The organism is Nocardiopsis moroccensis (assembly GCF_055763695.1).
This window is the reverse complement of record NZ_CP199747.1, coordinates 4,014,323-4,039,935: the sequence shown is the minus strand read 5'-3', so window position 1 is coordinate 4,039,935 and position 25,613 is coordinate 4,014,323. Positions and strand designations below refer to the sequence as shown.

At 70.8% G+C, this 25,613-nt stretch carries 27 protein-coding genes, 1 tRNA gene and 1 riboswitch; of the genes, 9 read left to right on the top strand and 19 right to left on the bottom strand.

Annotation, left to right across the window (positions count from 1 at the left end):
* Positions 1-36: 36 nt before the first annotated feature.
* The 3 genes from ACUKCB_RS17965 to ACUKCB_RS17955 all read left to right on the top strand — a co-directional run bounded on the left by ACUKCB_RS17965 (position 37) and on the right by ACUKCB_RS17955 (position 2,567).
* Complete coding sequence (locus ACUKCB_RS17965; RefSeq protein WP_473041061.1) at positions 37-1,845, top strand: phosphoenolpyruvate carboxykinase (GTP); 1,809 nt, start codon at positions 37-39, stop codon at positions 1,843-1,845.
* 144 nt (positions 1,846-1,989) lie between these two features.
* Complete coding sequence (locus ACUKCB_RS17960; RefSeq protein ID WP_452541010.1) at positions 1,990-2,238, top strand: toxin HicA; 249 nt, start codon at positions 1,990-1,992, stop codon at positions 2,236-2,238.
* The gene (locus ACUKCB_RS17955) at positions 2,235-2,567 is read left to right on the top strand and encodes a type II toxin-antitoxin system HicB family antitoxin (RefSeq protein ID WP_473036760.1); all 333 of its coding nucleotides are present in this window, start codon (positions 2,235-2,237) and stop codon (positions 2,565-2,567) included. Before ACUKCB_RS17960 ends, ACUKCB_RS17955 begins: the two co-directional genes overlap by 4 nt.
* Positions 2,568-2,649: 82 nt before the next feature.
* Here the strand turns inward: ACUKCB_RS17955 and ACUKCB_RS17950 are convergent, their stop codons facing one another.
* The 8 genes from ACUKCB_RS17950 to fdhD all read right to left on the bottom strand — a co-directional run bounded on the left by ACUKCB_RS17950 (position 2,650) and on the right by fdhD (position 10,770).
* Entirely contained in the window at positions 2,650-3,153 is a 504-nt protein-coding gene (locus tag ACUKCB_RS17950) for a hypothetical protein (protein WP_473036759.1), read from the bottom strand.
* Positions 3,154-3,269: 116 nt separating this feature from the next.
* A complete protein-coding gene (locus ACUKCB_RS17945) occupies positions 3,270-4,925 on the bottom strand; it encodes a sodium/solute symporter (protein ID WP_473036758.1) in 1,656 nt (551 codons plus the stop codon).
* Positions 4,922-5,356, bottom strand: a complete 435-nt coding sequence (locus tag ACUKCB_RS17940) for a hypothetical protein (protein WP_473036757.1) — start codon at positions 5,354-5,356, stop codon at positions 4,922-4,924. The genes ACUKCB_RS17945 and ACUKCB_RS17940 overlap by 4 nt, the downstream gene beginning before the upstream one ends.
* A gap of 22 nt (positions 5,357-5,378) precedes the next feature.
* Positions 5,379-6,167, bottom strand: coding sequence for a LytR/AlgR family response regulator transcription factor (locus ACUKCB_RS17935; RefSeq protein ID WP_473036756.1), 789 nt, complete (start codon positions 6,165-6,167; stop codon positions 5,379-5,381).
* Positions 6,164-7,180, bottom strand: a complete 1,017-nt coding sequence (locus ACUKCB_RS17930; protein ID WP_473036755.1) for a sensor histidine kinase — start codon at positions 7,178-7,180, stop codon at positions 6,164-6,166. Before ACUKCB_RS17930 ends, ACUKCB_RS17935 begins: the two co-directional genes overlap by 4 nt.
* Positions 7,181-7,453: 273 nt before the next feature.
* Positions 7,454-9,148 carry a solute symporter family protein gene (locus tag ACUKCB_RS17925; protein ID WP_473036753.1) on the bottom strand — a complete coding sequence of 565 codons (1,695 nt, stop codon included), beginning with the start codon at positions 9,146-9,148 and terminating at the stop codon, positions 7,454-7,456.
* The gene (locus ACUKCB_RS17920) at positions 9,145-9,546 is read right to left on the bottom strand and encodes a DUF485 domain-containing protein (RefSeq protein ID WP_473036752.1); all 402 of its coding nucleotides are present in this window, start codon (positions 9,544-9,546) and stop codon (positions 9,145-9,147) included. The genes ACUKCB_RS17925 and ACUKCB_RS17920 overlap by 4 nt, the downstream gene beginning before the upstream one ends.
* Positions 9,547-9,888: 342 nt before the next feature.
* Positions 9,889-10,770, bottom strand: a complete 882-nt coding sequence (fdhD, locus tag ACUKCB_RS17915; protein WP_473041060.1) for a formate dehydrogenase accessory sulfurtransferase FdhD — start codon at positions 10,768-10,770, stop codon at positions 9,889-9,891.
* 184 nt (positions 10,771-10,954) lie between these two features.
* Positions 10,955-11,021, top strand: a riboswitch (guanidine-III (ykkC-III) riboswitch).
* A 31-nt stretch (positions 11,022-11,052) separates the two neighbouring features.
* Between fdhD and ACUKCB_RS17910 the strand changes: the two genes are divergently transcribed.
* Positions 11,053-11,367 carry a DMT family transporter gene (locus ACUKCB_RS17910; protein WP_452541026.1) on the top strand — a complete coding sequence of 105 codons (315 nt, stop codon included), beginning with the start codon at positions 11,053-11,055 and terminating at the stop codon, positions 11,365-11,367.
* Between the two features lie 64 nt (positions 11,368-11,431).
* A complete protein-coding gene (locus ACUKCB_RS17905; protein ID WP_473036751.1) occupies positions 11,432-11,659 on the top strand; it encodes a VOC family protein in 228 nt (75 codons plus the stop codon).
* A gap of 47 nt (positions 11,660-11,706) precedes the next feature.
* Here the strand turns inward: ACUKCB_RS17905 and ACUKCB_RS17900 are convergent, their stop codons facing one another.
* The 9 genes from ACUKCB_RS17900 to ACUKCB_RS17860 form a co-directional block, all read right to left on the bottom strand.
* On the bottom strand, positions 11,707-12,225 hold the full coding sequence (locus tag ACUKCB_RS17900) for a DUF2087 domain-containing protein (RefSeq protein WP_473036749.1): 519 nt from the start codon (positions 12,223-12,225) through the stop codon (positions 11,707-11,709).
* A gap of 96 nt (positions 12,226-12,321) precedes the next feature.
* Positions 12,322-13,134 carry an HAD family hydrolase gene (locus ACUKCB_RS17895; RefSeq protein ID WP_473036748.1) on the bottom strand — a complete coding sequence of 271 codons (813 nt, stop codon included), beginning with the start codon at positions 13,132-13,134 and terminating at the stop codon, positions 12,322-12,324.
* Between the two features lie 74 nt (positions 13,135-13,208).
* The gene (locus ACUKCB_RS17890) at positions 13,209-14,093 is read right to left on the bottom strand and encodes an STM4011 family radical SAM protein (RefSeq protein WP_473041058.1); all 885 of its coding nucleotides are present in this window, start codon (positions 14,091-14,093) and stop codon (positions 13,209-13,211) included.
* A gap of 59 nt (positions 14,094-14,152) precedes the next feature.
* The gene (locus ACUKCB_RS17885; RefSeq protein WP_473036747.1) at positions 14,153-15,559 is read right to left on the bottom strand and encodes an STM4012 family radical SAM protein; all 1,407 of its coding nucleotides are present in this window, start codon (positions 15,557-15,559) and stop codon (positions 14,153-14,155) included.
* Entirely contained in the window at positions 15,556-16,404 is an 849-nt protein-coding gene (locus tag ACUKCB_RS17880; protein WP_473041056.1) for an STM4013/SEN3800 family hydrolase, read from the bottom strand. Before ACUKCB_RS17880 ends, ACUKCB_RS17885 begins: the two co-directional genes overlap by 4 nt.
* Positions 16,405-16,463: 59 nt before the next feature.
* A complete protein-coding gene (locus ACUKCB_RS17875) occupies positions 16,464-17,651 on the bottom strand; it encodes an STM4014 family protein (RefSeq protein ID WP_473036746.1) in 1,188 nt (395 codons plus the stop codon).
* Positions 17,648-18,706 carry an STM4015 family protein gene (locus ACUKCB_RS17870; protein ID WP_473036744.1) on the bottom strand — a complete coding sequence of 353 codons (1,059 nt, stop codon included), beginning with the start codon at positions 18,704-18,706 and terminating at the stop codon, positions 17,648-17,650. Before ACUKCB_RS17870 ends, ACUKCB_RS17875 begins: the two co-directional genes overlap by 4 nt.
* 59 nt (positions 18,707-18,765) lie before the next feature.
* Positions 18,766-19,848 (bottom strand): STM4015 family protein, encoded by a 1,083-nt coding sequence (locus ACUKCB_RS17865; RefSeq protein WP_473036743.1) that lies wholly within the window; start codon positions 19,846-19,848, stop codon positions 18,766-18,768.
* 99 nt (positions 19,849-19,947) lie between these two features.
* Positions 19,948-20,412, bottom strand: coding sequence for a helix-turn-helix domain-containing protein (locus ACUKCB_RS17860; RefSeq protein WP_473036742.1), 465 nt, complete (start codon positions 20,410-20,412; stop codon positions 19,948-19,950).
* Between the two features lie 57 nt (positions 20,413-20,469).
* Between ACUKCB_RS17860 and ACUKCB_RS17855 the strand changes: the two genes are divergently transcribed.
* The 3 genes from ACUKCB_RS17855 to ACUKCB_RS17845 all read left to right on the top strand — a co-directional run bounded on the left by ACUKCB_RS17855 (position 20,470) and on the right by ACUKCB_RS17845 (position 23,322).
* Entirely contained in the window at positions 20,470-21,060 is a 591-nt protein-coding gene (locus ACUKCB_RS17855) for a class I SAM-dependent methyltransferase (protein WP_473036741.1), read from the top strand.
* A 117-nt stretch (positions 21,061-21,177) separates the two neighbouring features.
* On the top strand, positions 21,178-21,969 hold the full coding sequence (locus ACUKCB_RS17850) for a class I SAM-dependent methyltransferase (protein ID WP_473036740.1): 792 nt from the start codon (positions 21,178-21,180) through the stop codon (positions 21,967-21,969).
* A gap of 114 nt (positions 21,970-22,083) precedes the next feature.
* Entirely contained in the window at positions 22,084-23,322 is a 1,239-nt protein-coding gene (locus tag ACUKCB_RS17845) for a phospholipase D-like domain-containing protein (protein WP_473036739.1), read from the top strand.
* Between the two features lie 92 nt (positions 23,323-23,414).
* Here ACUKCB_RS17845 and ACUKCB_RS17840 read toward each other — a convergent pair whose 3' ends face one another.
* Complete coding sequence (locus ACUKCB_RS17840; protein WP_473036738.1) at positions 23,415-23,672, bottom strand: hypothetical protein; 258 nt, start codon at positions 23,670-23,672, stop codon at positions 23,415-23,417.
* A 296-nt stretch (positions 23,673-23,968) separates the two neighbouring features.
* A tRNA-Arg gene (locus tag ACUKCB_RS17835) sits at positions 23,969-24,041 on the bottom strand.
* Positions 24,042-24,517: 476 nt separating this feature from the next.
* Here ACUKCB_RS17835 and ACUKCB_RS17830 point away from each other — a divergent pair.
* Positions 24,518-25,573, top strand: coding sequence for a D-alanyl-D-alanine carboxypeptidase family protein (locus tag ACUKCB_RS17830; RefSeq protein ID WP_473036737.1), 1,056 nt, complete (start codon positions 24,518-24,520; stop codon positions 25,571-25,573).
* Positions 25,574-25,613: the final 40 nt, after the last annotated feature.

Here is a 25,613-nt window from a genome sequence, read left to right as displayed (position 1 = left end):
CTCGTAATTCGATGAGGAGCCGTTGTGACTGCTGACGTGGGTACTGATGTGGGCGCCGCCCCCACCAAGAACGAGGAACTCGTCTCCTGGGTACGTGAGATCGCTGAGCTCACCCAGCCGGACGAGGTCGTCTGGTGCGACGGTTCCGAGGAGGAGTGGACCCGCCTGACCGACCAGCTGGTCGAGCAGGGCACCTTCACCCGCCTCAACCCCGTCAAACGCCCGAACAGCTTCTACTGCAAATCGGACCCGACCGACGTCGCCCGGGTCGAGGACCGCACCTTCATCTGCTCCGAGCGCGAAGAGGATGCCGGCCCCACCAACAACTGGATCGCCCCGGACGAGATGCGCGCCACCTTTGGCGAGGTCTTCAAGGGCGCCATGCGCGGCCGCACCATGTACGTCGTGCCCTTCTGCATGGGCCCGCTCGGCGGCGACATCTCCCAGCTCGGCGTCGAGATCACCGACTCCCCGTACGTCGTCGTCTCCATGCGCATCATGGCCCGCATGGGCTCGGCCGCCCTGCGGCTGATCGAGGAGCGCGGCGAGTTCGTCAAGGCCGTCCACTCCGTCGGCGCACCCCTGGAGCCCGGCCAGCAGGACGTCGCCTGGCCGTGCAACTCCACCAAGTACATCTCCCACTTCCCCGAGACCCGCGAGATCTGGTCCTACGGCTCCGGCTACGGCGGCAACGCCCTGCTCGGCAAGAAGTGCTACGCGCTGCGCATCGCCTCGGTGATGGCCCGCGACGAGGGCTGGCTCGCCGAGCACATGCTGATCCTCAAGGTGACCTCGCCCGAGGGCAAGTCGCACTACGTCGCCGCCGCCTTCCCGAGCGCCTGCGGCAAGACCAACCTGGCGATGCTCCAGCCGACCATCCCCGGCTGGAAGGTCGAGACCGTCGGCGACGACATCGCCTGGATGCGCTTCGACGCCGACGGCCAGCTGCGGGCCATCAACCCCGAGGCCGGCTTCTTCGGTGTCGCTCCCGGCACCGGTGCCAAGACCAACGCCAACGCCGTGGAGACGCTCTGGGGCAACAGCATCTTCACGAACGTCGCCCTCACCGAGGACGGCGACGTGTGGTGGGAGGGCCTCACCGAGGAGGCGCCCGCGAACCTCACCGACTGGAAGGGCCGCCCCTGGACCCCGGACTCCGACGAGCCCGCGGCCCACCCGAACTCCCGCTTCACCACCCCGGCCGGTCAGGCTCCGACCATCGCCGACGAGTGGGAGGACCCGGCGGGCGTCCCGATCTCCGCGATCCTGTTCGGCGGCCGCCGCGCCTCCGCGGTGCCGCTGGTCACCGAGTCCTTCAGCTGGCAGCACGGCGTCTACCTGGGCGCCAACGTCTCCTCCGAGAAGACCGCGGCCCAGGAGGGTTCCGTCGGCGAGCTGCGCCGCGACCCGTTCGCGATGCTGCCCTTCTGCGGCTACAACATGGGCGACTACTTCGCCCACTGGGTGAAGCTGGGCCAGCGGGCCGACCAGGCCAAGCTGCCGAAGATCTTCTACGTCAACTGGTTCAAGAAGAATGCCGACGGCAAGATCGTGTGGCCGGGCTTCGGTGAGAACAGCCGCGTCATCAAGTGGATCGTCGACCGCCTCGAGGGCGACGCCGCCGCGGTCGAGACCCCGATCGGCTACCTGCCGACCGCCGACGGCATCGACACCGAGGGCCTGGACCTGTCCGCCGAGGACATGGAGTTCGTCCTCGACGTCGACACCGAGGTCTGGAAGCAGGAGGCCGCCCTGGTCCCCGAGTTCTTCAAGACCTTCGGCGACGACCTGCCCGGCGAGCTCTGGGACGAGTACCACGCGCTGCTGAACCGTCTGGAGAGGTAGCGAACCCGACCGGCCCCGCCTTTTCCGCGCGAGGGGGCCGGTCGCACCCGGAGGGGGTGCGGGCACCGAGTGCCCGCACCCCCTCCGGCGTTCCGGTTCGGAGAAGGAACCTTGGGGTAGTATCAATAGTGATACTTTGCGGCCATGGCCAGCCTTGAGAAGATCCTCGCGCGGATGCGGGATCAGCCGAAGTCGATCCGGTTCGCGGACCTGGCGAAGGTGTGTGAGCACTACTTCGGTCCGCCGCGCCGGAGCGGGACCTCCCACCAGGTGTACAGGATGCCCTGGTCGGGGGACCCGAGGGTGAACATCCAGAACGACCACGGAACGGCCAAGGCCTACCAGGTGAGACAGGTCCTCGCCGCGATCGACAAGCTGGAGGAGGAGCGGTGAACGGAGCAGAGCACTACGCCTACCGTGTTCGTTGGTCGGCTGAGGACGAGTCCTACGTCGGAACCGTCGCCGAGTTCCCCTCCTTGTCGTGGGTCGCCCGCACGAGTTCCGAGGCTTTCGAGGGGATCCGCGGCCTCGCCGAGGACACCGTCGAGGACATGGTCGTCTCCGGTGAGGAACCGCCGCTACCGATCGGGGAGCGCAGCTACTCGGGGAAGTTCCAGGTTCGTGTCCCCCCGGAACTGCACCGGCGGTTGGCCATCGAGGCCGCCGAACAGAACGTGTCGCTCAACCGGCTAGCCGCGGTGCGGTTGGCCGCGCGCCCGTGACCAGGGGGCCGGTCGCACCCGGAGGGGGTGCGGGCACCGAGTGCCCGCACCCCCTCCGGCGTTCCGGTCCCGCAGGTGCGGACTAGCGGCAGCTGATGTACCCGTTCCGGAAGGTCTTGTCCTGCTCATGCACGTACATGCGGCCCTGGACGTTCCCGAAGCTTCTGGTGCTGAACGTGTAGCTGCGGGTCTGACCGGCGACGATACCGATGCCGGGGCCGTTCTTGGTGCCGCTGCCCAACTGGGCGAGGGAGAACCTGATGGTCAGTTCCGAACCGCTGCGCTTGCTGTAGCTGACGGTCGCGCTCTCGCAGCGGGTGGTCCTCGTGGTCAGGACCCCGTGGGTCAAGGGGAGCGAGTTGGTGGCCAGGGTGCCGACGCCCTCGGGGTCCTCCACGGCGGGCCCGTACTCGGGGTTCTCCACCAGGAACGCGTCCAGGCTCTCCACGTCCTCGCCGACCTCGTAGACACCCTCCTCGGTGAGGATGACCTCCTGGCTCTCGGTGCGGACCTGGCCCATTTCGGCGAAGGCGGTGCCGGGTACGAGGAACACCACCGACGCGGCCAGGGCGGTCAGGGTGGTCAAGCGGGACGTGTGCTGCGCTCGTCCGGGGGAGAGGGACACGGTGTCCTCCTAGGGGGTTTCGTCAGGGGCGCTGCGAACGTACCCCCGGCGGACCGGGACACCAAGGCCTTTGGTCCTCACGGGGAGTGCAGGCGCAGCACCGCGTGCTCCGCCCACTCCGGGGGCCTGGTGAACCGGGACACGGCCATCATCGTCAGGAAGGCCAACGGGATGGTCCAGGCGGCGGGCTGGGCCAGCAGCACCGTCACCCAGCCCTCGGGGGTGTCGAGCAGGATCGACCAGCCGATGGTCCCGGTGGCGGTCACACCGCCGACGATCAGGCCCGCGGCCGCACCCGGCAGGGTGAGGCGCCGCCACCAGATACCCAGCACCAGCAGGGGACAGAAGGTCGAGGCGGCCACCGTGAACGCCCACACCACCAGCACGTTGATGTCGATCATCTGCGCGGGCAGGGCCAGCAGTACGGCCACGCAGGCGCCGACCGCCACGGCCAGCCGCAACCGGGGCACGCTCCCCTGGAACAGGTCGTGGGACAGGCCCCCGGCAAGGGCCAGGAGAAGCCCCGAGGAGGTCGACAGGAACGCCCCGAAGGCCCCCGCCGCCACCAGCGCGGTGAGGACGGTGCCCATCGATCCCGGGACGGCCTGGGCGGGCAGGACCACCGCCACGGTGTCGGTGCCCTGGAGCATCACCAGCTGCGGTGTGAGCACCCGGCCCAACAGCCCGTAGACCGTGGGGAACAGGTAGAACAATCCCAACAGGGCGATCACGCCCACCGCCACCCGGCGGGCGATCCGCGCGGTCGGGCTCGTGTGGAAGCGCATGATGACGTGCGGCAGGCCCATACAGCCGAGAGTGATCGCGAGCAACGTCGACCAGGTCTCGAACAACGGGTAGCCGCCCACGTCCAGCAGGGGGGTGCTCCACCGTTCGCTGCCCAGCTCCGGCAGGCCGTCCGGGTGCGGGATGGTGCCGCCCGCCGGGAACACGTACTCCGTGCCCCGTTCGACCGAGTGTGCCCCGGGCTCCAGCTCCAGCTCCTCGCCCTCGGCGGTGGTCACGGTGACCGGTTCGTCCAGCCGGAAGTCCGTGGCGACGGTGAACTCCACCGGGGTGGCCCGGGGGAAGTGGGTCCCCCACTCCGGGTGCAGGGCCTCGGCCCGCGTGTCGGCACCCGCGTGCACCACGAGGTAGACCGCGGGCACGGCGAGGAAGAGCAGTTTGACGACGTAGTGGAAGGCCTGCACGTAGGTCGCCGAGCGCATCCCGCCCGCGGCGATCGAACCGCTCACCACCAGCCCCGCCAGGAGCACCCCCACCCAGTAGGGGGTCCCGCTGACCAGGCTCAGCACCACGCCGGCGCCTTTGAACTGCGGTACCAGGTACAACAGCATGATCACCAGGACCACACAGCCGCAGAGCTTGCGCAGCCGGGGCGCGCCCAGTCGGTACTCGGCGAAGTCCGGCACGGTGAACGCCCCCGAACGGCGCATCGGGCCCGCCACCAGGGCGACCACGGCGACGTAGCCCGCGGTGAAGCCCACGGCGTACCACATGGTGCCCAGGCCGTTCTTGAGCAGCAGCCCGGCCAGGCCCAGCACCGAAGCGGCCGACAGGTACTCACCGGCGATCGCCAGCGCGTTCCAGTTGGGCGACACCCGTCGCGAGGCCACCAGGAAGTCCGAGGTGGAACGGGCCGCCCGCACCCCGTACACCCCGATGAACAGGCTGGTGGCGAGTACCAGGCCTATCGCGATAACCGCCGTGCTCACGGCGTCCCGTCAGGTTCGGTGCCGGACTCCGGGCGACGAACCCGGTCCTGCCCCCGGCCCGGGTCCCGGTCCCGCGCCAGGCGCTCTGCCCGGTCCTCCAGACGTTCGGCCGCGCGTACGTGCCACAGCGCCAGGCCGAACAGCGCCGGGTAGATCGCCACCGTCAGCAACAGCCACGACACCGGAACCCCCGCGAGACGGACCTGCCCCAGGGCCGGGAACAGGGCGAAGGAACCGCTCAGCCCGAACAGCACCGCCGACAGCAGCGAGACCGTGCGCACGGCCGTGCGCCGCTGGGCCCGGAAGAGACGTCGTGCCGCCTCGGTGTCCACCGGTTCGGGTACCGGGAGCAGGTGCTGCACGGGACGGTTTCCCCGCGCCAGCGCGATGCGGGTCTGCGGGCTGGTGAGCTTCTCCCTGCGCGGGCTCACGGCCATTCCTTCCGACTCGGGGTCACGGCTGTTCCTTGGCCGTCCCCGGAGGGCGGGCCGAACGGCCCAACTGGTCGCGCTTGGCCGCCTCCAGGAGCTGTTCCCGCAGGTGACGGCCGTGCCTGCGGCTCACCGGGACGTCCCCGGCGGGTGTGCCCGCGACCAACCCGGACGAGGAGGTCACCCGCAGGTCCCGCACCCACGGGATGGCGACGAGGAAACCGCGGTGCACCCGTACGAACCCGGCCGAGACCCAGACCTCCTCCAGGTAGGACAGCGACAGCCGGATCAGGTGGGTGCCCTCGGCGGTGTGCAGTCGTACGTAGTCGCCCTGCGCCTCCACGAACTGCACGTCGTCGCGTTTGACGAACACGGTGCGTCGACCGGTGTCGATCTGCACCACGTGCAGGTCCTCGGCCGGGGGCGCCGAACCGCTGGCCCGGCGCAGTTGGGCGATCCGCCCCACTGCCTCGGCCAGCCGCTCCGGGCGGATGGGTTTGAGCAGGTAGTCCACCGCTCCGATCCCGAAGGCCTCCACGGCGTGACTCTCGGACGCGGTCACGAACACGATCGACGGCGGCTCCGACATCACGCTCAACACCCGGGCCACGTCCATGCCGTCCAGCCCGGGCATCAGGATGTCCAGGAACGCGGCGTCGATGCTGGTGGTGCCCAGCAGGCGCACGGCGCTGGCGCCGTTGGACGCGACCAGGACCTCCGACACCTCGGGCATGTCACCGAGGAGGGAGGCCATCTCCTGGCGGGTGGACGCCTCGTCCTCCACCACCAGTACACGGAGTTCGGGTCTCACCGGACCACCACCCCGGGTGCGAACCTCGGTACGCGCACGGTCACCTTCGTCCCTTCTCCCAGCGCGGTCTCGATCACCAGACCGTACTCCGGTCCGTAGACCGCCCGCAGCCGCTGGTCGACGTTGGCCAGGCCGACACTGCGCGACTCCGGCCCGGTGCCCGCCAGCAGGGCACGGGCCAGCTCCGGGTGCATGCCCACGCCGTCGTCCTCGATCTCGATCACGCACAGGGGACCCTCGCCGAAACCGGACACGCTGATGTGCCCCCGGCCCTCCTTGCGTTCCAGCCCGTGCCGGATCGCGTTCTCCACGATCGGTTGCACGACCAGGAAGGGGATGGCGACCGGCAGTACCTCGGGCGCCATCCGCACGGTGATGTCCAGGCGGTCGTGGAAGCGGGCCCGCTGGAGTTCGAGGTAGGTCTGGGTGGCCTCCAGCTCGTCGGAGACGGTCGCGTAGTCGCCCTTCTCCGAGAACCCGTACCGCAGGTAGTCGGCGAAGTCCGACAGCAGGTGGCGGGCCCGGTCGGGGTCGGTGCGCACCAGGGCGGCGATCACCGCCAGCGCGTTGTGCACGAAGTGCGGTGAGATCTGGGCGCGCAGGGTGCGCAGGTCGGCAGCGGCGATCCGGGCGCGGGCCCGGCGCAGCGCGGCGTGGTCCAGGCAGTCCGAGACCAGCGCCGCGGCCGCCTCGACGTCCGCCTCCACGGGGTCGCCGGAGGCGAGCAGCGCCCCGGAGAGTTCGTCGGCGACGGTCAGTGGGACGGCGCACACCGAGGACCCGTCGGGCAGACGGGAGCGGGCGCCGCCCCCGTACTCGAAGACCTGGGAGAGCAGTCCGGCGACCTCGTCGGTGTCCGGGCACCTCCCGTGGGAGGCCACCGGTCCGTCGAGGTCGGCGAGGAGCACCCCGTCCACGGCCAGGACCTGGCGCAGGCGCCGGGCGGCGGAGTTCACACCGCGCCCGTGCAGCCCGTCCTGGAGGTCGACGCCCAGAGCGTGGACCTGACGCATCAGGTCCACACTCGCCCGGCGTTCCGAAGACGTGGGGCGCCGGGAGGGGGAAAGCCACGACAGCCACCGATAGGACACGGAACGATCTTATCTCCGCAGAATGTGTCGACACTCACGTTGCGGGTGCTGCCTTCCTCCATGGGGAGGGCCCGCCGTCCCGGAGGACGGCGGGCCCTGTGGGCGGGGGTCCGGGCCTGCGGCGCCGGGCGAGGGTGCGCGCCCGGGGGAGTGGCCGCCGGTGACCGGTGGCCCGGACCCCTTGGCAGAGTCGTCCTAGTGGTCGCCCGCCTTCTCGGCTCCGGCGCCGGTGAGGGCGCGGACCTGGAGCATCGCGAATTTCTCGAAGTCGCGTTCCTTGGACATGTACGTTCCGACGACCGCGCACAGGATGCTGATCGGCACCGAGACCAGAGCCGGGTTGGGCAGCGGGAACCAGGCGAAGTCGGCGTTCGGCATGAGCGCGTTCTCCGAGCCGGAGACGACCGGGGAGAAGAACACCAGGCCCACCGCGCTGATCAGGCCGCCGTAGATGCCCGCCAGCGCGCCGGCGGTGTTGAAGCGCTTCCAGAACAGGCTGAGCAGCAGGGTGGGCAGGTTCGCCGAGGCCGCGATCGCGAACGCCAGCGCCACCAGGAAGGCCACGTTGAGGTTCTGGGCGAAGATCGCCAGGAGGATAGCGACGGAGCCGATCACCAGGGCGGACAGCTTGGCGACCTTGACCTCCTCGGACCCGGTGGCCCTGCCCTTGCGGATCACCGAGTTGTAGAAGTCGTGTGCCAGCGAGGAGGACGAGGCGATGACCAGGCCGGCCACGGTGGACAGGATCGCGGCGAAGGCGGCGGAGGCGATGAGGGCCAGCAGGACCGCTCCGGCCATGTCGCCGCCGATGGTCGTCCCGACGACCTGGGCCAGCTGCGGCGCCGCCGTGTTGCCCGCGGCGTCCTGGGTGGTGATGGCCTCGTGGCCGACGAGCGCCGCGGCGCCGAAGCCCAGCACCAGGGTCATCAGGTAGAAGGTGCCGATGAGGCCGATGCCCCAGTTGACGGACTTGCGCGCGCTTCCGGAGTCCGGAACCGTGTAGAAGCGGATCAGGATGTGCGGCAGACCGGCGGTGCCCAGGACCAGGGCCAGCCCGAGGCTGATCAGGTCCAGCTTGTTCCACATGGTCTGCAGCGGGTCGCCCGCCACCTCGACGCCGTAGCGCAGGCCCGGCTCCAGGAACCCGGCCGCGTTGCCGTTGGCCGCCGCCTGGCTGGCGTTGGCCGCGTCGGTCATCAGGGAGCCCAGGTTGAAGCCGTACAGCGACAGGGTGAGCAGGGTGAGCAGGGCGGCGCCGCTCATCAGGATGACGGCCTTGGTGATCTGCACCCAGGTGGTGCCCTTCATGCCGCCGAACGCCACGTAGATGGTCATCAGCAGACCGACGACGACGATGCCGGCGATCTTCGCGGTCGGGGCGTCCATGCCGAGGAAGGTCTGCCCCTCCTGGATGCCGAGCAGCAGGGCGATGAGCGCGCCCGCGCCGACCATCTGGGCGAGGAGGTAGAAGATCGACACCACCACGGTGGAGACCGCGGCGGCCGTGCGCACCGGGCGCTGCTGCATCCGGTAGGAGAGCACGTCGCCCATGGTGTAACGGCCGGAGTTGCGCAGCAGCTCGGCGACGAGCAGCAGGGCGACCAGCCAGGCCACCAGGAAGCCGATGGAGTAGAGGAAGCCGTCGTAGCCGAACAGGGCGATCATGCCCGCGATGCCCAGGAAGGACGCGGCGGACATGTAGTCGCTGCCGATGGCCAGGCCGTTCTGCAGCGGGGAGAACCCGCGCCCGCCGGAGTGGAAGTCGGTGGCCGAACGGGTGTTGCGGCTGGCCCAGACCGTGATGCCGAGCGTCGCCGCGATCATGAGCGAGAAGAGGACGATGGTGACCATCCGGCTGCTCTCGCTGACAGCCTCTTGCGCGAGGATCATCGGTCGTCCTCCCTCTTCTGGGCGTTGGCGCCGTTCTGGAGCTCGTCGCGCAGCTCTGCGGCGGGCCGGTCGAAGTTGCGGTTCGCGTACCTCGTGTACAGGACCGCGATCCCGAACGTGGACACGAACTGGAGGAGGCCGAACAGCAGAGCCACGTTGACGCTGCCGAAGAGGTTGGTGCCCATGATGTCGCGCCCGAAGGCCGACATGAGTACGTAGAGCAGGTACCAGGCCATGAAGGCGATGCTCATGGGGAAGATGAAGCGGTACAGGCGCCGCTTCAGGTCGATGAACCTCGGGTCGCCGTGCATGGCGACGAAGGTCGCGTTGCTGATCGGCTCGTCGCCGCCGTTCCCGTCGGGGGGTGTCGGATCCTTTGTCGGCCTGTCGCTTGCCATGGTTTTCGGTACCTCCGGGGGATGAGCGGGAACGGTGCTGCTGGTGAACGCAGGTTTCCGCGGTATGTCCGGTTTATGTGACCTGCGTTACTCGGCACTGTAAGGAGCGACACTACGGATGAGCAGGGGGCGTGCCGGGGCGCGCGCCGAACGCGGGAGGGGAGCGGCAAGCGGTCGCCCACCGTGCGACGAACGGCTCCGTGGTGCGGCGAACGGTCGCCGGGCGGTCATCCCCTTACGTGGTGATCTTGCTACCAGGGGCAAGTTCGGCGCCGATTTCGCCCCTGGTAGCAAGATCACCGGGGTGGAGACCCCGCACCGGCGACGCTTCCGGTCGGCCCGCTAGGGGTGCCGCTGGTCCGCCCGGTCCGGGGCCGGGCCGGGGTCGTTCGGTTCCTCCCCCAGGAGGACGCGGTGCCTTCCTGCGTAGACGTTCATGGAGTTGCCGCGCAGGAACCCGACGAGGGTCAGGCCCGCCTCCGCGGCCAGGTCGACGGCGAGGGAGGAGGGGGCCGAGACGGCGGACACCACGGGAATCCCCGCCATCCACGCCTTCTGGACCAGCTCGAAGGAGGCGCGCCCCGAGAGCATCAGCACGCTCTCGCGCAGCGGCAGCCGACCCGAGCGCAGGGCCCAGCCGACCAGCTTGTCCACCGCGTTGTGCCTGCCCACGTCCTCGCGCAGGGCGAGCAGCTCCCCGTCCGGGGTGAAGAGCCCGGCCGCGTGCAGGCCCCCGGTGCGGTCGAACACCCGTTGCGCCTCGCGCAGCCGGTCCGGCAGCACGGCCAGGGTGTCCGCGCCGACCCGCGGGCCGTCCCCGCCGACCGGCCAGCGGGCCCTGGTCCGTACGGCGTCCAGGCTCGCCTTGCCGCACAGGCCGCACGAGGAGGAGGTGTAGAAGTTGCGTTCCAGCGAGGTGTCGGGCCGGGGGACACCGGGGGCCAGGGACACGTCGAGCACGTTGTAGGTGTTCGACCCGTCCTCGGTGGCCCCGGCGCAGTAGCGGATCGCGGTGATCTCGTGCCTTTCGGCCACCACACCCTCACCGACCAGGAACCCGGCGGCGAGGTCGAAGTCGCTCCCGGGGGTGCGCATGGTGATGCTCAGGGGGTCGCCGTCCAGCCTGACCTCCAGGGGCTCCTCGACCACGAGCGTGTCGACCCGCTCGCTCGCCGCCCCGTCCCGGATCCGCAGGACCCGCTCGCGTACGGTGACCCGTCCCACCCTCACCACTGCCTTCCGGTGTCCTCACTGCTCTTCTCACCCATGATGACGCCGTGCGGCCGTGCGGACGGCAGCCGCCCCGGCGCACCGGCGTCCTGCCCGGCCGCTCGGGGCCCGGGCACGCGGTGTCCGGTGGCCCGTGTCTCCACCCCCACCCGGAACCCCCGGCCCGTCGGAGGTGTTGTATGTTCCGAGGACCTGAGGACCCCGGACGAGGTGCGCCGTACCCGGTCAGGACAAGACGGCGCGGACACTGTTCGCACGTCTTGGAGGTAACGGGTCATGGCATGGATCGTTCTGGTGGTCTCCGGCCTGCTGGAGACCGCGTGGGCCGCCGCGCTGCACGCCTCACAGGGCTTCACCCGCCTCTGGCCGTCGGTGACCTTCCTGGTCGCCCTCGCCCTGAGCATGGCCGGTCTGGCCTACGCCCTGCGCACCATCCCGCTCGGTACGGGTTATGCCGTCTGGGTGTCCGTCGGGGTCGTGGGCACGGCCCTCGTCGGTATGTTCTTCCTCGGTGAGGGCTTCAGCGTGCCCAAGGCCCTGTGCCTGATCGCGATCGTGGCGGGCGTGGTGGGCCTCAAGGTCCTCGGCTGACCGCTTCCGGCCGCGGAGCGGCTACGGGGAGCCCGGACCAGTCCCCGGTCACTAGGCTCTCGGGATGAGTCTGGGAACCGTCGACCAGTGGGTCGTCAACGCCGTCGAACCCTCCTCCCTCGCCCGCTTCTGGGCCTTCGTGCTCGGCGGGGACATCGCCGAGGCCGCACGGGCGGCGGTGGAGCGCGGCGCGAGCCCGCTGGGGGAGGCGGTCACCGACGACCAGGGTGCGTTCCAGGTCCTCCAGGACCCGGAGGGCAACGAGTTCTGCCTGGTCGAGCCGGTGCGCTGACGGCCGGGGGCGCCGGAGCCGCCCGAACGCGGCCCCAGCGCCGGGTCTCACCCGTGGCTCCTGGTCAGGCGGTACACGCTGCCGTCGTCCTCGCGGTCGAGGAAACCCTCCTCGACCAGGTAGCGGCGCATGGCGGAGTGGTCGTCGAAGCAGGTGCGGATGGCCGCGTTGACCTCCTTCTCCGTGTACTCCTTCCCCGGGGCGAACAGCCGCCCGCTGATCCGCTCCAGTACCGCCAGCCGCAGTTCACGCCTGGCCGGCATCGTGGTGAGGCGCCCCTGGCGGAAGAGCGCGTCCACCGGTTCACCCGTGCTGTTCTCGTCCCGGTGGGACCGCATGGCCGCGGCGAACACCTCGGTGACCGCCACCAGCCGCACGCCCCCCGCGCCCGACCCCTCCTCCCGGACCAGGCCGTCGCGCACCAGGCGTGCCAGGCGCTTGGCGGCCCTGGCCCCCTGGAGTTCGGCGGCGTCCAACCCCTCGGGCCCGGCGGTGACGATCCGGGCGTACAGCGCGAGCCGTTCGGGTGCGGCGAGCGAGGAGACGAGCTGGGTGGGGTGCGGCACGGCGGGTCCTCGAAAACTCGGGAACTACTGGTCCCTGCCACGTTAGGCGCCGCACCGCAGCCGTAGCCAACGATTATCAGTGCCCAGAGCCACGGGTCAGGCCTGCTCCAGCAGGCTCTCCACCACGCGGCCCACACCGTCCTCGAAGCTGGAGGGGGCCACCTTCAACCCCAGCGCGGGGTCGAGCAGCTCGGGGTGTCCGCTGGACATCGCGTACCCGGAACCGGCCCAGGTCAGGGCGGACCGGTCGTTGGGCATGTCACCGAAGGCCACGACCTCCTCGCTGGACACGCCCCAACGCTCGCACAGCATCGCGAGCGTGCTGCCCTTGTTCACTCCGGGGGCGCTCAGCTCCACGAGCCCCGCGCGGCCCGAGTAGGTCGCCTCCGCGAGCGGACCCACCGAGGCCACCGCCGCCTCGTACATCAGGTGCACCGGGTGTGTGCTGGAACGGGCGATGAGCTTGGTGACCGGGGTCGCGGCCTCCAACAGGGCGTCGGTGTCCTCCAGCACCCCGCTCACCCACTCGCGCGGTACCCACGGTTCCAGGTGGTAGTCGGCGTCGTGGTAGAAGCCCGCGCCGGTCTCCACACCGAAGCCCAGTTCGGGCAGGGCACCCCGGAGTTTGGCCACGATCGTGCCGGAGGTGTCGCGGTCGATGGCCCGCACCAGCGGCGACGCCTCCCCGGGCAGTCGGGTGTGGGCTCCGTTGCCGCAGACCACGGCGGCGCAGTCGAACATGTCGGCGAAGACCTCGGTGGTGCGCGGCGGGCGGGCGGTCACGATGACCACCTTGATCCCTGCTTCCACGGCGGCGGTCAGGGCTCGGCGGTTGCGGTCGGAGACCTCACCGCTCCGGCCGAGCAGGGTTCCGTCGAGGTCGGTGGCGATGACTCTGGGAAGGACCATGGGATGGATTATCTCGTCCGCAGGCGACGGTTTCGATGGGTTTTCGGGACCCGCGGAGGAAGGCCGGCGGAAGTTCACCGGCCGCCCGTGCCGGCCGGGATCCGCTCGATCACCCCGCCCCGGAACACGTCGTACAGGTCCAGGGTCTCCAGGTGCACGTAGCCGATGTGGCAGTCGCAACTGGTCAGCGGGCACGGGGCCGGTCCCAGGCGGGCCGCGAAGGACCCGTCGTAGAGGTTGCCCAGAGGGGTGTCCACGAAGTGGCAGCGGCGCACGTCGCCGTCCCCGTTCACGGACAGCACACTCTCACCCGTACGACAGGGCAGCCCGCGGCTGGGGTGCGGCAGGCGACTGTAGTGGAAGTGCGGGTCGACCTCCTGCCAGGAGGCCGCCTCGGCGTCGGTGTAGACGGCCCCCTCGGCGGCGTTCACCCACAGGTACACCTCCTCGGGCAGGTCGGCGCGCATCCGCACCGCCGCCTCCAGGTGCTCGGGCTGTCCCACCACCCCCACGCTGAACCGGATCCCCATCGCGGAGAGTTCGCGCGCCTTGTCCAGGAAGCGCTCGTGGCTGACCTCGCCCGGGTGGTAGGTGGTCCACAGGGCCACCGAGTCCCGGTCGCAGTCGGCGAGCCAGGCCGTGCGCCCGCTCAGGTTGGTCTGGATCGCCACCCGCTCCACGTGCGGCAGCCGGCTCAGCCGGACCATCGCCCGCCGGTACCAGGAGCGGGTCAGCCCCTCGCCCCAAGGGGTGAACAGCACCGAGAATCGGGTCCCGGGTGCTTCCTCGGCCCGGGTGGCCACCCAGTCGGTGAACCGCTCCAGGGCGGCCCGGTCCGCGCGCAGGGTCCCGGGGCTGTCCCGGCGCTTGGCGAAGGGGCAGTACGGGCAGTCGTAGTCGCAACTGGCCAGCGGCCCCCGGTACAGCAGGGTGAGGTGCCCGGGCAGGGCCCGCGCCATGGCGGGGCGGGCGAGCGCGGGATCGGGAAGGTCGACGGGGCCGCAGGTGCTCATGCGGCTCACCCCGCCTCGTACTCGGCCATCAGCCGGTTCACCCGGCCGGAGAAGAAGTCCGGGCCGATCGCGTCCGAGTGCGCCAGCCCCTCCTCGGTGAGCCGGAGCAGCCCGGTGCTCCCGGAAGCGCGAGTCCCGGCGTCCCGGGCACCTTCTTCGCCCCCGCCTTCCGGTTCCAGCCAGCCGCGTTCGGCCAGCGCCGCGAACTCGACGGGGAAGTCCGCCACCGGGTGCGCGGCGAACCGGGCCGTGTAGTCGGCGACCGCCAGCCCCTCCACGCGCAGCAGCGACTGCAACACGTGCCTCCGGCGCCGCTCGCCGGAGTCCAGGGCGAAGCCGACCTCGGCGCGGGCGAACTCGGCCGCGTCGCGCCCCACGTAGTCGGAGATGATCGACCGCACCCTGCCCACGCCCACCGCGTAGTCGAAGGAGTAGTGGGTCGAGGCGGTGTAGGAGCGGGCGCCGCAGCCCAGGCCGACCATGCCGTCGGTCTGGCAGCAGTAGTCCGGGGCCGCGGCCGCCGCGCCGTGCCCGGCGGACTCGGGGGCGTCGGCCCGCCGGAACATGCGCATGGACACCTGCTCGTAGCCGCGTTCGCGCAGGTGGTCACGGCCCTGGCGGTACAGCGCCAGCCGGTGGTCGTCCCAGGCGCGGGCGCGGCGGCCCAGCCCGGTGAGCGGCCGGACGTACAGCGGGTAGAGGTAGATCTCCTCCGGTTCCCAGGACAGCGCGGTGTCCAGGGAGTACTCCCAGGTCTTCGGGGTCTGCCGGTCGATGCCGTAGATCAGGTCCACGTTGAGTCCGGCCCGGGCGTGCTCGCGGATGTCGGCCAGCGCGCGGTCCACCTCACCGCGTTTCTGCGGGCGTCCGGCGGCGTGCGCCTCGGAGTCGACGAAGCTCTGCACGCCCATGCTGATCCGGGTCGCGCCGCGTTCGTCCAACACCTGCAGGCGGTCCGGGGTGGCGGTGGCCGGTGAGGTCTCCACCGACACCGGGATCGCGGCGAGGTCCACCCCGAAGGAACGTTCGACCAGGTCGCAGACCCGGATGAGCTCCTCGGCGGTCAGGTAGGTGGGGGTGCCCCCGCCCAGGGCGGCCCGGGCGAACGAGGCGCCGGCGGGCAGGGCGGAGGCGACCGTCCCGGCCTGGCGCTCCAGGGCGTCCAGGTAGGCGGTGACCTGCTCCGCCGGGGGAGTGGAACGGGTGAAGAGGTTGCAGAACCCGCAGCGCATCTCGCAGAACGGGATGTGCGCGTACAGCGAGAGCGAGCTGACGTCCTCCTCCCGCCACAGGTCGGCCAGGGCGGGCCGCTCGGTGAAGGGCCGGTAGGCGCTCTTGTGCGGGTAGGCGTATACGTACGAGCGGTACGGGGAGTCCGCGCGGACGGGTTCGGCCATCGGGATGACGCTCATGCGTCCTCCTTCTCGGGCTGCTCGGATGCGGGATCGGCGCCGTATCCGCGGGGGAGGACGGCGTGGGTGTAGGGGACGGTCCAGACGGTCTCGTGGCCGATCCGGTGGCCGGTGTAGCCGTCCTCGCCGTAGGCGGTGCCGTGGTCCGAGCACACGATCGCGAAGCAGGGACGGCGGGTGGACAGCGCGGCGAGCAGCGGGGGGAGGTGGCGGTCGACGTACTCCAGGGCCGCCGCGTGGCTGGCCCGGGTGTCCCCGCCCTCCCTGGTCGCGCCGGGCAGGTGGAACCAGTTGGGCTGGTGCAGGGCGGCCGCGTTGAGCAGCAGGAACAGGGGTTGTTCCGCGGGGGTGGCGGCGGCCACCTCGACGGCGCGGTCCACCTGGTTCTCGAAGGAGCGCGGGTCGGCGACGCCGAAGGACTCCTCCCAGTGGCTTTCGGCGAACAGGTCCGGCAGCACCGAACCCAGCTCCGACCTGCGGTTGAAGAAGCCGGTTCCGCCCACGCAGGCGGTGTGATAACCCGCCCGGGCCAGGCCGGAGGCGAGGTCGGGCGCCTCGAACGTCCAGGTGCCGGGTGCGGTGGAGACGCTGCCGGGGAAGGACGCGGCGAACAGGCGCGGGTGCGGGCCGGGTGAGGCTGGGGTGGGCAGGAACCCGGCGAGCATGGCCAGGTGGGCGGCGTAGGTGAAGCTCGCGGGGGAGTGCCGCTCCTCCCAGCCGCCCTGGGGCAGCAGCCGGGCCAGGTTCGGGGTGCGTTCGGCCCCGGCGAGCTCGACCGCCACGTCGTGGCGCAGGGTGTCCAGGGTGAGCAACAGGATGTTGTGCGTGCCGACCACGGTGTTCATGTCGGGCTGCGCCAGACCTGTATCCGAGCTGGGTCTGGCGGTACTGGTGGTGCTGGTGTTCATCGGGTTTCCATGGGAGAGGACGGCTCGGGAGAGGCCGGGAGGCGGGACGGGACGGGCGGGGGTACGGGGAAGCGGTCGGTCGCGAGGGCGTGCAGCTGTTCTGCGTGGGTGCTTCGGCCCTCGTACACGACCCCGGGCAGGAGGTCGCCGAACGCGTTGACCTCGCAGACCGTGAACTGCCGCCAGCCGGGCGAGGCCATCAGATCCACCCCGGCGTGCAGGGTGCCGGGGAAGACCGCCGCTGCCGCCTCCGCCGTGGCCAGGGCCTCCCGCCATGCCCGCGGGCCCACGCTTTCGCGCAGGGCAGCCAGGTCGCCGCGGGCGTTGCCCAGGTGCAGGTTGGTCATCGGGGAGCGGGAGGAGCGCACCACCACGTGGGTGGCGCGCCCGGCGACCACCAGGACGCGCAGGTCCACCACGCGCCCGTCGAAGCCCGCCTTGGGCACCCAGCGTTCCACGTGCAGGCCGTCGGGGGCGAGCGCGTCCACGACCGCCGCCACCTCGGCCTCGGTGGTGTAGGTGCGCAGTCGCAGCGAGTTGTACAGCGCCACCGACCCCTCGCCGTCCCGCACGAGGTCGGCCGAGGTGACCGCCCTGATCCGGCCGCCCGAACCGGTGGCCAGCGCGACCACCCCGGAGGCCGAGGAGCCGTGTGCGGGTTTGACGAACACCCTCGACCAGCGGTGCTCGGCCATCGCCGCGCGCAGCGGGTCGTAGCCGGTTACCGGTCCGGGCAGGGCCGGGGCGACCGGGATCCCCGCCGCGTCCAGCCGGGCGTGGCAGCGGCGTTTGTCGCACAGGTCGACCAGGTCACCGGGGGCCTGGAGCAGGTGCGCGCCGGGGGTGGCCGCGACAGCCCCGGACAGCCGTCCCAGGGCGCGGACGAACCCCCGGTGCTGGTCGGCGGTGCCCTCGGCGCGGTGGAGGTCGGGGTCACGGTCCCAGCCGCGAAGCAGACGGGCGGTGGCGGCGTCCTCGCCCGCCGAGTCCACCCGGACCAGGGCGCCCTCGGGCAGGCTGACCGGTCCGGCGGCCGGATCCGCGAGGTCGCGCCAGGGGAGCGCGACAGGGTCGGCGAGCCCGGCGGCCCGAGCGGCCGCGGTGAACAGCGCCGGACGGCGGTTGCCCGGTACGCACACCACGACCAGCGGCCGGTCGAGCGGGGGTGGAGGGGCCGGGCTCACTCGGAGACCGCCGTGTAGTAGCGGAGGACCCCCTTGTAGGGGCTCCACTCGGGCTCCTCACGGCCGGAGAGGTCGTGCTCGACACCGGAGGCGGTCAGGGCGGCGCGCAGCCGCTGCTCCATGTCCTCGGACAGGTAGTGGTGGTGCAGGTCCAGGCGCTTGAGGCCGTGGAAGACGGGGGAGTCCAGGATGGTCCGGGCACCGGTGTCGGTCAGAGTGCCCAGGGACAGGTCCAGCTCCTCCAAGGCCGGGGTGACCGGGGCTTCTGCCAGGACCGCCACCCAGGTGTCGGTGTGCTCGGTGTTGCGCAGACCCAGGGAGCGCAGGTGTGGGAAGGCGGTTCCGGACAGGACCGGGGCGAGGTCCTCGGTCGTGGTCCTCCCGCCGGCGTACTCCTCCGTTCCGAGCCACAGTTCCAGGTGCTCCAGCTCGGGGAGAAGCGAGGCGCACACGTCACGGACCAGTTCCGGACGCAGCCCGCCCGACTGCACGGCCAGGTTCCGCAGACCGTGGGGTTCGGTGATCCGCAGACCGAGGTCGGAGCTGCCGCCGCGCACGGTGAAGGAGGTCAGCCGGGGGAGGGCGGCGAGCAGCGGGGCCATGTCGCCGTGCTCGATCCAGGAGAGCTCGTTCTCCTCCTGGAGGATGTCACCGAAGAACAGGGACCGCAGACCGGTGTACTCCGGTGCGCGCCGGAGCAGTTCACCGAGGATCTCGCTGTTCTCCGGGGCGTCGTGCTCGGTGTATCCGACCACCAGAGCACTGACGACCTCGGGCGGTACGAGTTGGGCGAACAGGTTCAGGTACTCGGTGAGGTCCTGCGAGGCGCGGTTGGTGTAGCTCGGCTCCTCCGTGCGCAGGCGCCACGCCACCGAGGCGGGGGCGCTGAGCGCCTCGAAGAGCCGCTCGTACGACGGCGGCAGGCTCGGGTGCCGCTCACCGCGGTTCCTCGCCCACGACATGGCGATGTGGAACTCACGGCGGACGGCCTCCCAACCGGTGAACTCGACCACGGGCAGCCCCGCGTACTCGCTCAGGTGGCTTCCGTTGGGCATGGGGTTCCTGTCAGGGGTAGGGGAGCGGGTGGGTGCGAAGCCGACAGGTGCGGCCGGACCTACTCGCCGACGGCCGGGTAGTAGTCGTAGTCGTCCTCTTCCTGGTCCTCGGTCTCCTCGTCGTCCTCGCCGTCCCCCTTGCGGTCGGAGAGGTCGACCCGGACGCCCGCTTCGGTGAGGGCCGCCCGCACGCGTTCGGTGTTCTCCTCACTCAGGTAGTGGTGGTGCAGGTCCAGGCTCTCCAGGTGCGCGAACGCGGGCACGGCGGCCAGCAGGGGCTCGGCATCGCGGTTGCGCAGGGATCCCAGGGACAGATCCAGGGAGGACAGGTGGGCGGTGACCGGGGCCCCGGCCAGGGCCCGCACCCACACACCGGTGCGCTGGGAGTTGCGCAGGCCCAGGTGGCGGAGTTCGGGGAGGGCCTTCCCGGACAGCAGGGGCGCGAGGTCCTCGGGGGTGGCGTCGCCGCCGTAGTCCTCCACGCCCAGCCACAGCTCCAGGCGTTCCAGCGCGGGCAGCCCGGACGAGAGCACCTCGCGGACCACCCGGCCGGGCAGGCCGCCGCTCTGGAGGGTGAGCGAACGCAGGGCACGGTGTTCGGGAACGTGCAGGGAGAGCGTGCCGGCGCCCTGGTAGGTGTCACCGACCCCGCGTACGGTCAGCGCCTCCAGACGGGGGTAGGCGGCCAGGAGAGGGGCGAGGTCGCACTGCTGGATCCAGGAGATCTCGTTCTCCTCGAAGGTGACGTCACCGACGAACAGTGAGCGCAGCGCCGGGAAGGCCTCGGCGTGTCCGATCAGAGCGTCCCGGAGGCTACGTGAGGAGAGGTCGCTGCCGTCACTGAACCCCCAGTCGCCGATCACCAGGGCCCGCACCCGGGTGGTGTCCACCTCCTCGACGAACCTGCCCAGGTAGGGGACGAACTCCTCCCTGTAACTGCTGAGCCGCAGCCGCCACGCCACCGAGTCCGGCTCCTTCCCGGCCTCCTCCATACGGCCGCGGTGCGGGGTCGAGGCCGGGGGATCCTCCCCCGCCCTGCGCGCCCTGTTGGCGGCCATGCGGAGGAGGTTCTCCTCCGCACCCGCGTCCAGGAACTCGACCACGGGGAGCCCGGCGTACTCGGTGAGGTGTTCTCGGATCATGGCGCTCTTCTTCTGTCCGGCGGGCGGGTGTGCGACATGTCTAGCAGTGGCCGGGGACAGGACGCGGAACACACCGCCACCTCCCGCACCGCCCCCGCCCTACTTCCCGCCGGCCCCCGAAGTCCCCACCGTGCCCACGGCGGCGGTGCCCTCCGGGATCCCCCGGGCTCCCGGGCACTCCAGAAGGTTCGGGTGCCGGCACGCCATGCCGTGTTCCAACATCTCCATCGCCTCGCGCAACTGGTCCATGCGCTGCGCCAACTCCGCCAGGTGGGCGCCGAGCAGGGACCGCAGGGTCTGCTGGTCCGGGGCGTCGAGGGCCTCGCGGATACGCGCCAGGCTCATCCCCGCCCGCTGCGCCCGAAGGATCAGCTCGACCTGACACCGCTGCTCGTCCGTGTAACGCCGCTGCCCGCCCGTACGCCGGGCCGGTGCGAGCACACCCACCGACTCCCAGTGCCGCAGAACGTGTGTGGCCAGCCCGAAGGACCGGGCCAGTTCGCCGATGGTCAGTTCCCCGCCGGAGCGCCCGTCGACCGGGCGGCTCCCGTTGCTTGACTTCATGTCCACATGAACTTCCAGACTGGGGTTCCTGTCAAGGGACGGCTCGAGGAGGCCATCGTGGACGAGAGAACCGAACAGGTGCGCAGGAGGTACGACCGGATGTCCGGCGGTTACGACCGGGGTGAGTCGCTCCAGCGGTTCATGATCGGTGGCGCCCGCTCCCGGCTGTGCGGCCGGGCCGAGGGGAGGGTCCTGGAGGTGGCCGTCGGCACCGGACAGAACCTGGGGTACTACCCGCCCGGTGTGGAACTCACCGGTGTCGACCTGAGTCCCGGCATGCTCGCCAAAGCCAGGACCCGTGCGTCCGGACTCGGCCTGCGGCCGGAACTGTCCGAGGGCGACGCCCAGGACCTCGCCTTCGGGGACGGGTCCTTCGACACCGTGGTCTGTGTCCTGGCGCTGTGCGAGATCCCCGACCAGTGGCGGGCGCTCGCCGAGATGCACCGTGTGCTCCGGCCCGGAGGGCTCCTGCTGCTGATCGACCACATCGAGTACACCCGCTGGCCCTTCCGGCTGCTGGAGGCGCGCAGGGAACGGCCGCGCCGCCTGCCGAGGGCTGTGGCGGCGGAGGTGGGGTTCGAGGTTCGGGAGCACGGCCGGACCACACTCGGGTTCGTGGAACACGTGGTCGCCCGCCGGAGAGGGTGAGCGGGTCAGGGCGGGACGAAGCGGGAGGGCGGCGGGTACGGAGCGTTGGCCGCCGGGAAACCGGGCAGGTCGGCGGTGCGGCAGGACAACGGGGGCGGCCGGTGTGAAAGTGGTTTCATGGCTACCCACAGTGAACTCCGTGACTTCTGGGAACACCGGCTCGAAGACGACTGGACCGAGAGCGGCGTCGGCTACCGGGCCCTGGGACGGCCCTTCAACAGCTGGATGTACCGGGTGCGCGAGGAGGTCTTCCTGCGCGAGGTCGGACGGCTGGGGCTGGACGGGGCCGGCGTGCTCGACGCGGGCAGCGGCACCGGTTTCTACGTACGCCAGTGGGAGCGCCTGGGAGCCGGGGACGTCACCGGCTGCGACATGACCGACGCCGCCGTCGAACGGCTCCGCGGACGCTTCCCGGAGCACCGCTTCGTCCGCCAGGACGTGTCCGAACTGGACGCCTTCGAGGACGCCGCCTTCGACGCCGCCTCCTGTATGGACGTGCTCTTCCACATCACCGACGACGACCGCTACGCCGCGGCCCTGCGCAACCTCGGCCGGGTGGTGCGTCCGGGGGGCACCCTCGTCATCTCCGAGAACTGCCTCCAGCGCCCCGAGCAGCGCGGCGAACACCAGGTCAACCGGACGCTGGAGACGATCTCGGCGCTGGCGGACAAGGCCGGGTTCGACATCGTGCGCAGGGTCCCCATGCTGGTGCTGATGAACGCCCAGGTCGACGCCTCCCTGCCGTGGCGCAAGGTGTGGGGAGGCCTGCTGCGCGCGGCCACGGTCACCGCACCGACGGGATGGCTCGCCGGAGCCCTCCTCTACCGGGTGGACCGGCGGCTGGTCCAGGGCCGCAGGGAGAGCCCGACGACCGAACTGCTGGTGCTGCGGCGACGTGCCCGGGACTGAGCGGTTCGTGCCCGGTGCCGGGACGCGTGCCGGGTTACGGTGGAGTTCCACCTTGTGCCGGGGTGGCCGCTACGCACGGGGCCGTAGCGGACTTCCTGTTGGGGAGGCGACCGCATGCTGAGACGTTCGACCGTCACGACCTGGGCCAAACGGGGGCTGCTGGGACTGTTGGCCACCCAGGTGGCGGTGGTGGCGGCCCTCGTGGGGGTCGACCACTGGCGCAAGAGGGTGCGTCCGCACCGGGTCAACTTTCCCCGCACCGAACCGGCCTCGATCCCGGTCGGCGAGACCACCGCCACGGTCTACACCTACGGGGAGAACCTCTTCGAGGACATGCTCGACGCGATCCGTGCAGCCCGCCGCCGGATCCTGTTCGAGTCCTACATCGTCAAGTCCGACGCGGTGGGCCGGGAGTTCAAGGCGGCGCTGATCGAGGCGGCCGAACGGGGCGTCGAGGTGTACGTCGTCTACGACGGTTTCGCCAACCTCGTCGTCCCGCGCTCCTTCTTCCGGTTCCCGCCCTCGGTACAGGTCCTGCGCTACCCGGCGTTCCGCCCCGGGGTACTGCTGTTGAACGTGCGCAAGTCCGGTCGGGATCACCGCAAGATCCTCTCCGTGGACGGCCGGATCGGTTTCGTCGGCGGGTTCAACGTGGGCTCCACCTACGCCATCGAATGGCGTGACACCCACCTGCGGTTGGTCGGACCCGCGGTGTGGGAGCTGGAGAACGCCTTCGCGGACTTCTGGAACGCCAACCGGCGCTCGGACCAGCCCGCCCTGGAGAGCTTCGGCACGGCGGAGTGGGACTCGCGCATCCGGGTCCACCGCAACGTCCCCGAGCTGCTGATCTACCCGATCCGGGCGATGTTCCTGGAAGCTGTGGACCGCGCCAAGGACCGGGTAATCTTCACCCAGGCCTACTTCATCCCGGACCGGGAGCTCGCCAACGTCCTCATCGAGGCGGCCCGGCGCGGTGTGGACGTCAACGTGCTCGTGCCGGAGAACTCCAACCACGTCGTCGCCGACTGGATGGCGCGCGGCAGGTACTCGGAGCTGCTCCGGGGCGGGGTGCGGCTGTGGCTGTACCAGGACGCGATGGTGCACGCCAAGACCGCGACGGTGGACGGCAGGTGGAGCACGATCGGCACCGCCAACGTGGACCGGCTCAGCCTCACCGGGAACTACGAGATCAACGTGGAGATCTTCGACGAGGGCGTGGCCAAGCACCTGGAGACGGTCTTCGAGACCGACCTCACCAACGCCCGCGAACTCACCGAGGAGGAGTGGAGCGGGCGCCCGTTCGCGGCCAAGTTCAGCGAGATCGTCCTGGCGCCCTGGCGCGGTTTCCTGTAGACCCGTCGTCTCTCGGGCCCGCCGGGCCGCCGGGCCCGCGCCGAAACGGGCCCGCGTGCGGTCCGGCTCCGTGCCCCCGCCGGGCGGGGCGGCTAGATGTCGTTCGGGGACAGGCGGGGGAACTTCCGCGGGAAGAACACGTCGGGCTCGGCTCTGCGCGGCCGGGGCCCGCCCCAGTGCTGCGGCCCGGGCTGGGGATCCTTCTTGAGCGCCCCCGAGATCGCCGAGGGCGAGCCGCCCCGCTGCCGGGCCCTGGCGGTCCGCGCCGGTTCCTGCTCCGGCTCCCGTGCCGTTTCCCGGCCCGGCCTGCGTCCCGGTCCCTCTCCTCCGGTCGCCTTTCCGTCGGTCACGTCATCTCCCCCCCTGGTCAGCCTGGTTCCCATGATCGACGCAGAGGGCGCCCGAAGCCGGTCCCGACACGAGTGACGGGCGAACTCCGTCAGAATCCGCTCCGGGCCCGGTACGTGGACACCGCTGCGGCGGCCGGTCGGCGGGGTGGTTCACCGGGGGAGAGCACCTGCGGCGAGGGCTGGGGGAGGGACGCGCGGGCACCCGCGGTGACTTGACCGGAACGAGGGGGAATCCTGACCCGTGGAAAGACGTCGGGGTGCCCCCTCCGCGGAGGGGGCACCCCGACGTTCAGGCGCGGCCCCGGCAGGATTCGAACCTGCGACACCTGCTTTAGGAGAGCAGTGCTCTATCCCCTGAGCTACGGAGCCATGGGTGCAGCCAGAACCGGATGTTACCCGGTTGCAGGGCCCACCCTAACCCAGGATGGGGATGCATGGGGTTCGGATTGGCGTCGCCCCCCGCCGGCGAAGCCCTCCGCGTGCGTGGCGGAGTACGCTGACCTACGATTGGTTGTCCTGGCAACGGTGTGATGTTGTTCATGTCGCGTGTCGCGATTATGGCTGCTTGCGTGCCTGGGTCACTGTTGGCGAATGGGTGCGACTGTCATCAGGACCCCGATGACCAGGTTTTCCGCCGGATATCGGGCGAGAGAGTCACAGGAGCGGGAGCCAACCGTCCTCAGGTGCGGCCGTCGGGCCGTATCGTCCAGTGTGTCCGCATGTGGACATGTAGTACGTTGCCTTGCGGTCACGAGTAGGTGTTCGAGGAAAATGCAGCCGGAGGATCATTCGTGCCGTTCACTTCTGATTCGGCGCGGCGGAGGTCCCGCGCACCGGGTAGCGGGGTGCTGACCGTTCTGGGGGCGCGCCACCGGATCCGGATCGCGCAGGCGCTGACACTCGTGTTGGCCACCTCCCTGCTCGTCGTTCCCTGGTCCGACGCGGCGATCGCCCCGGCGTCGGCCGAGGCGAGCCTGGACGAGCTCCGTGAGAACGCGGAGAACGCCGCCGATGCCCTGGAGGAGGCGACCGACGAGTACGTCGAGCGTGAGAACGCCCTGGAGGAGGCGCAGGAGGAGTTGATCTCGACCCTCCACGACCTCCAGCAGATCGAGGGCGACCTCAGCGACATGCGCGAACCGCTCGCCCAGTTGGCCAGCAGCATGTACCAGCGGCCGGACGCGGGCGTCCTCGGCACCCTCGCGGCGGGTGAGCTGGACGACGATCTCCAGACGCAGGCCTACGCGGCCAAGTTGTCCGAGGACAACCAGGCGCTCATCCAGGAGGCCACCGACCTGCGTGAGGAACAGGTGGGGCTGGCCGGTGAGGCGCAGGAGCTCCAGACCTTCACCCAGCTCGAACAGGCCGAACTCGCCGCCGAGGTGACCGCGCTGCGCGAACAGTCCGAGGCGAGCATGAACGAGCTCACCCAGGAGCTGGAGGACCGGGGGCTGGACCCCGAGGCCTACATGGCGGCCGCCGACTGCGATCCGAACGCCGCCTCCAACGCGGACGGCTACCCCAACGGGCTGCTGCCGCAGGAGGCCCTCTGCTCGCTCTACGACGACAAGTTCCTCAGGGCCGACGCCGCCGTCGACTTCCTGCAGTTGAACGTGGAGTACGTCGAGGAGTTCGGCGAGAACATCTGCATCACCAGTGCCTACCGTGACCTGCCGAACCAGCACCGCGTCTACGCCGAGCAGCCGCCCGGGTTCGCGGCGGTCCCCGGGACCAGTAACCACGGTCTGGGCCAGGCGATCGACCTCGGCTGCGGTATCCAGAACTTCCGCTCGGAACGGTGGAACTGGATGGAGACCAACGGCGCCAAGTACAACTGGATCCACCCGGCCTGGGCGAAGTCCAGCCCGTTCGAGCCCTGGCACTGGGAGTACGAGGGTTAGGGCGCGTTCACCGGACGCGCCCCGGGCCGACGGTACCGTC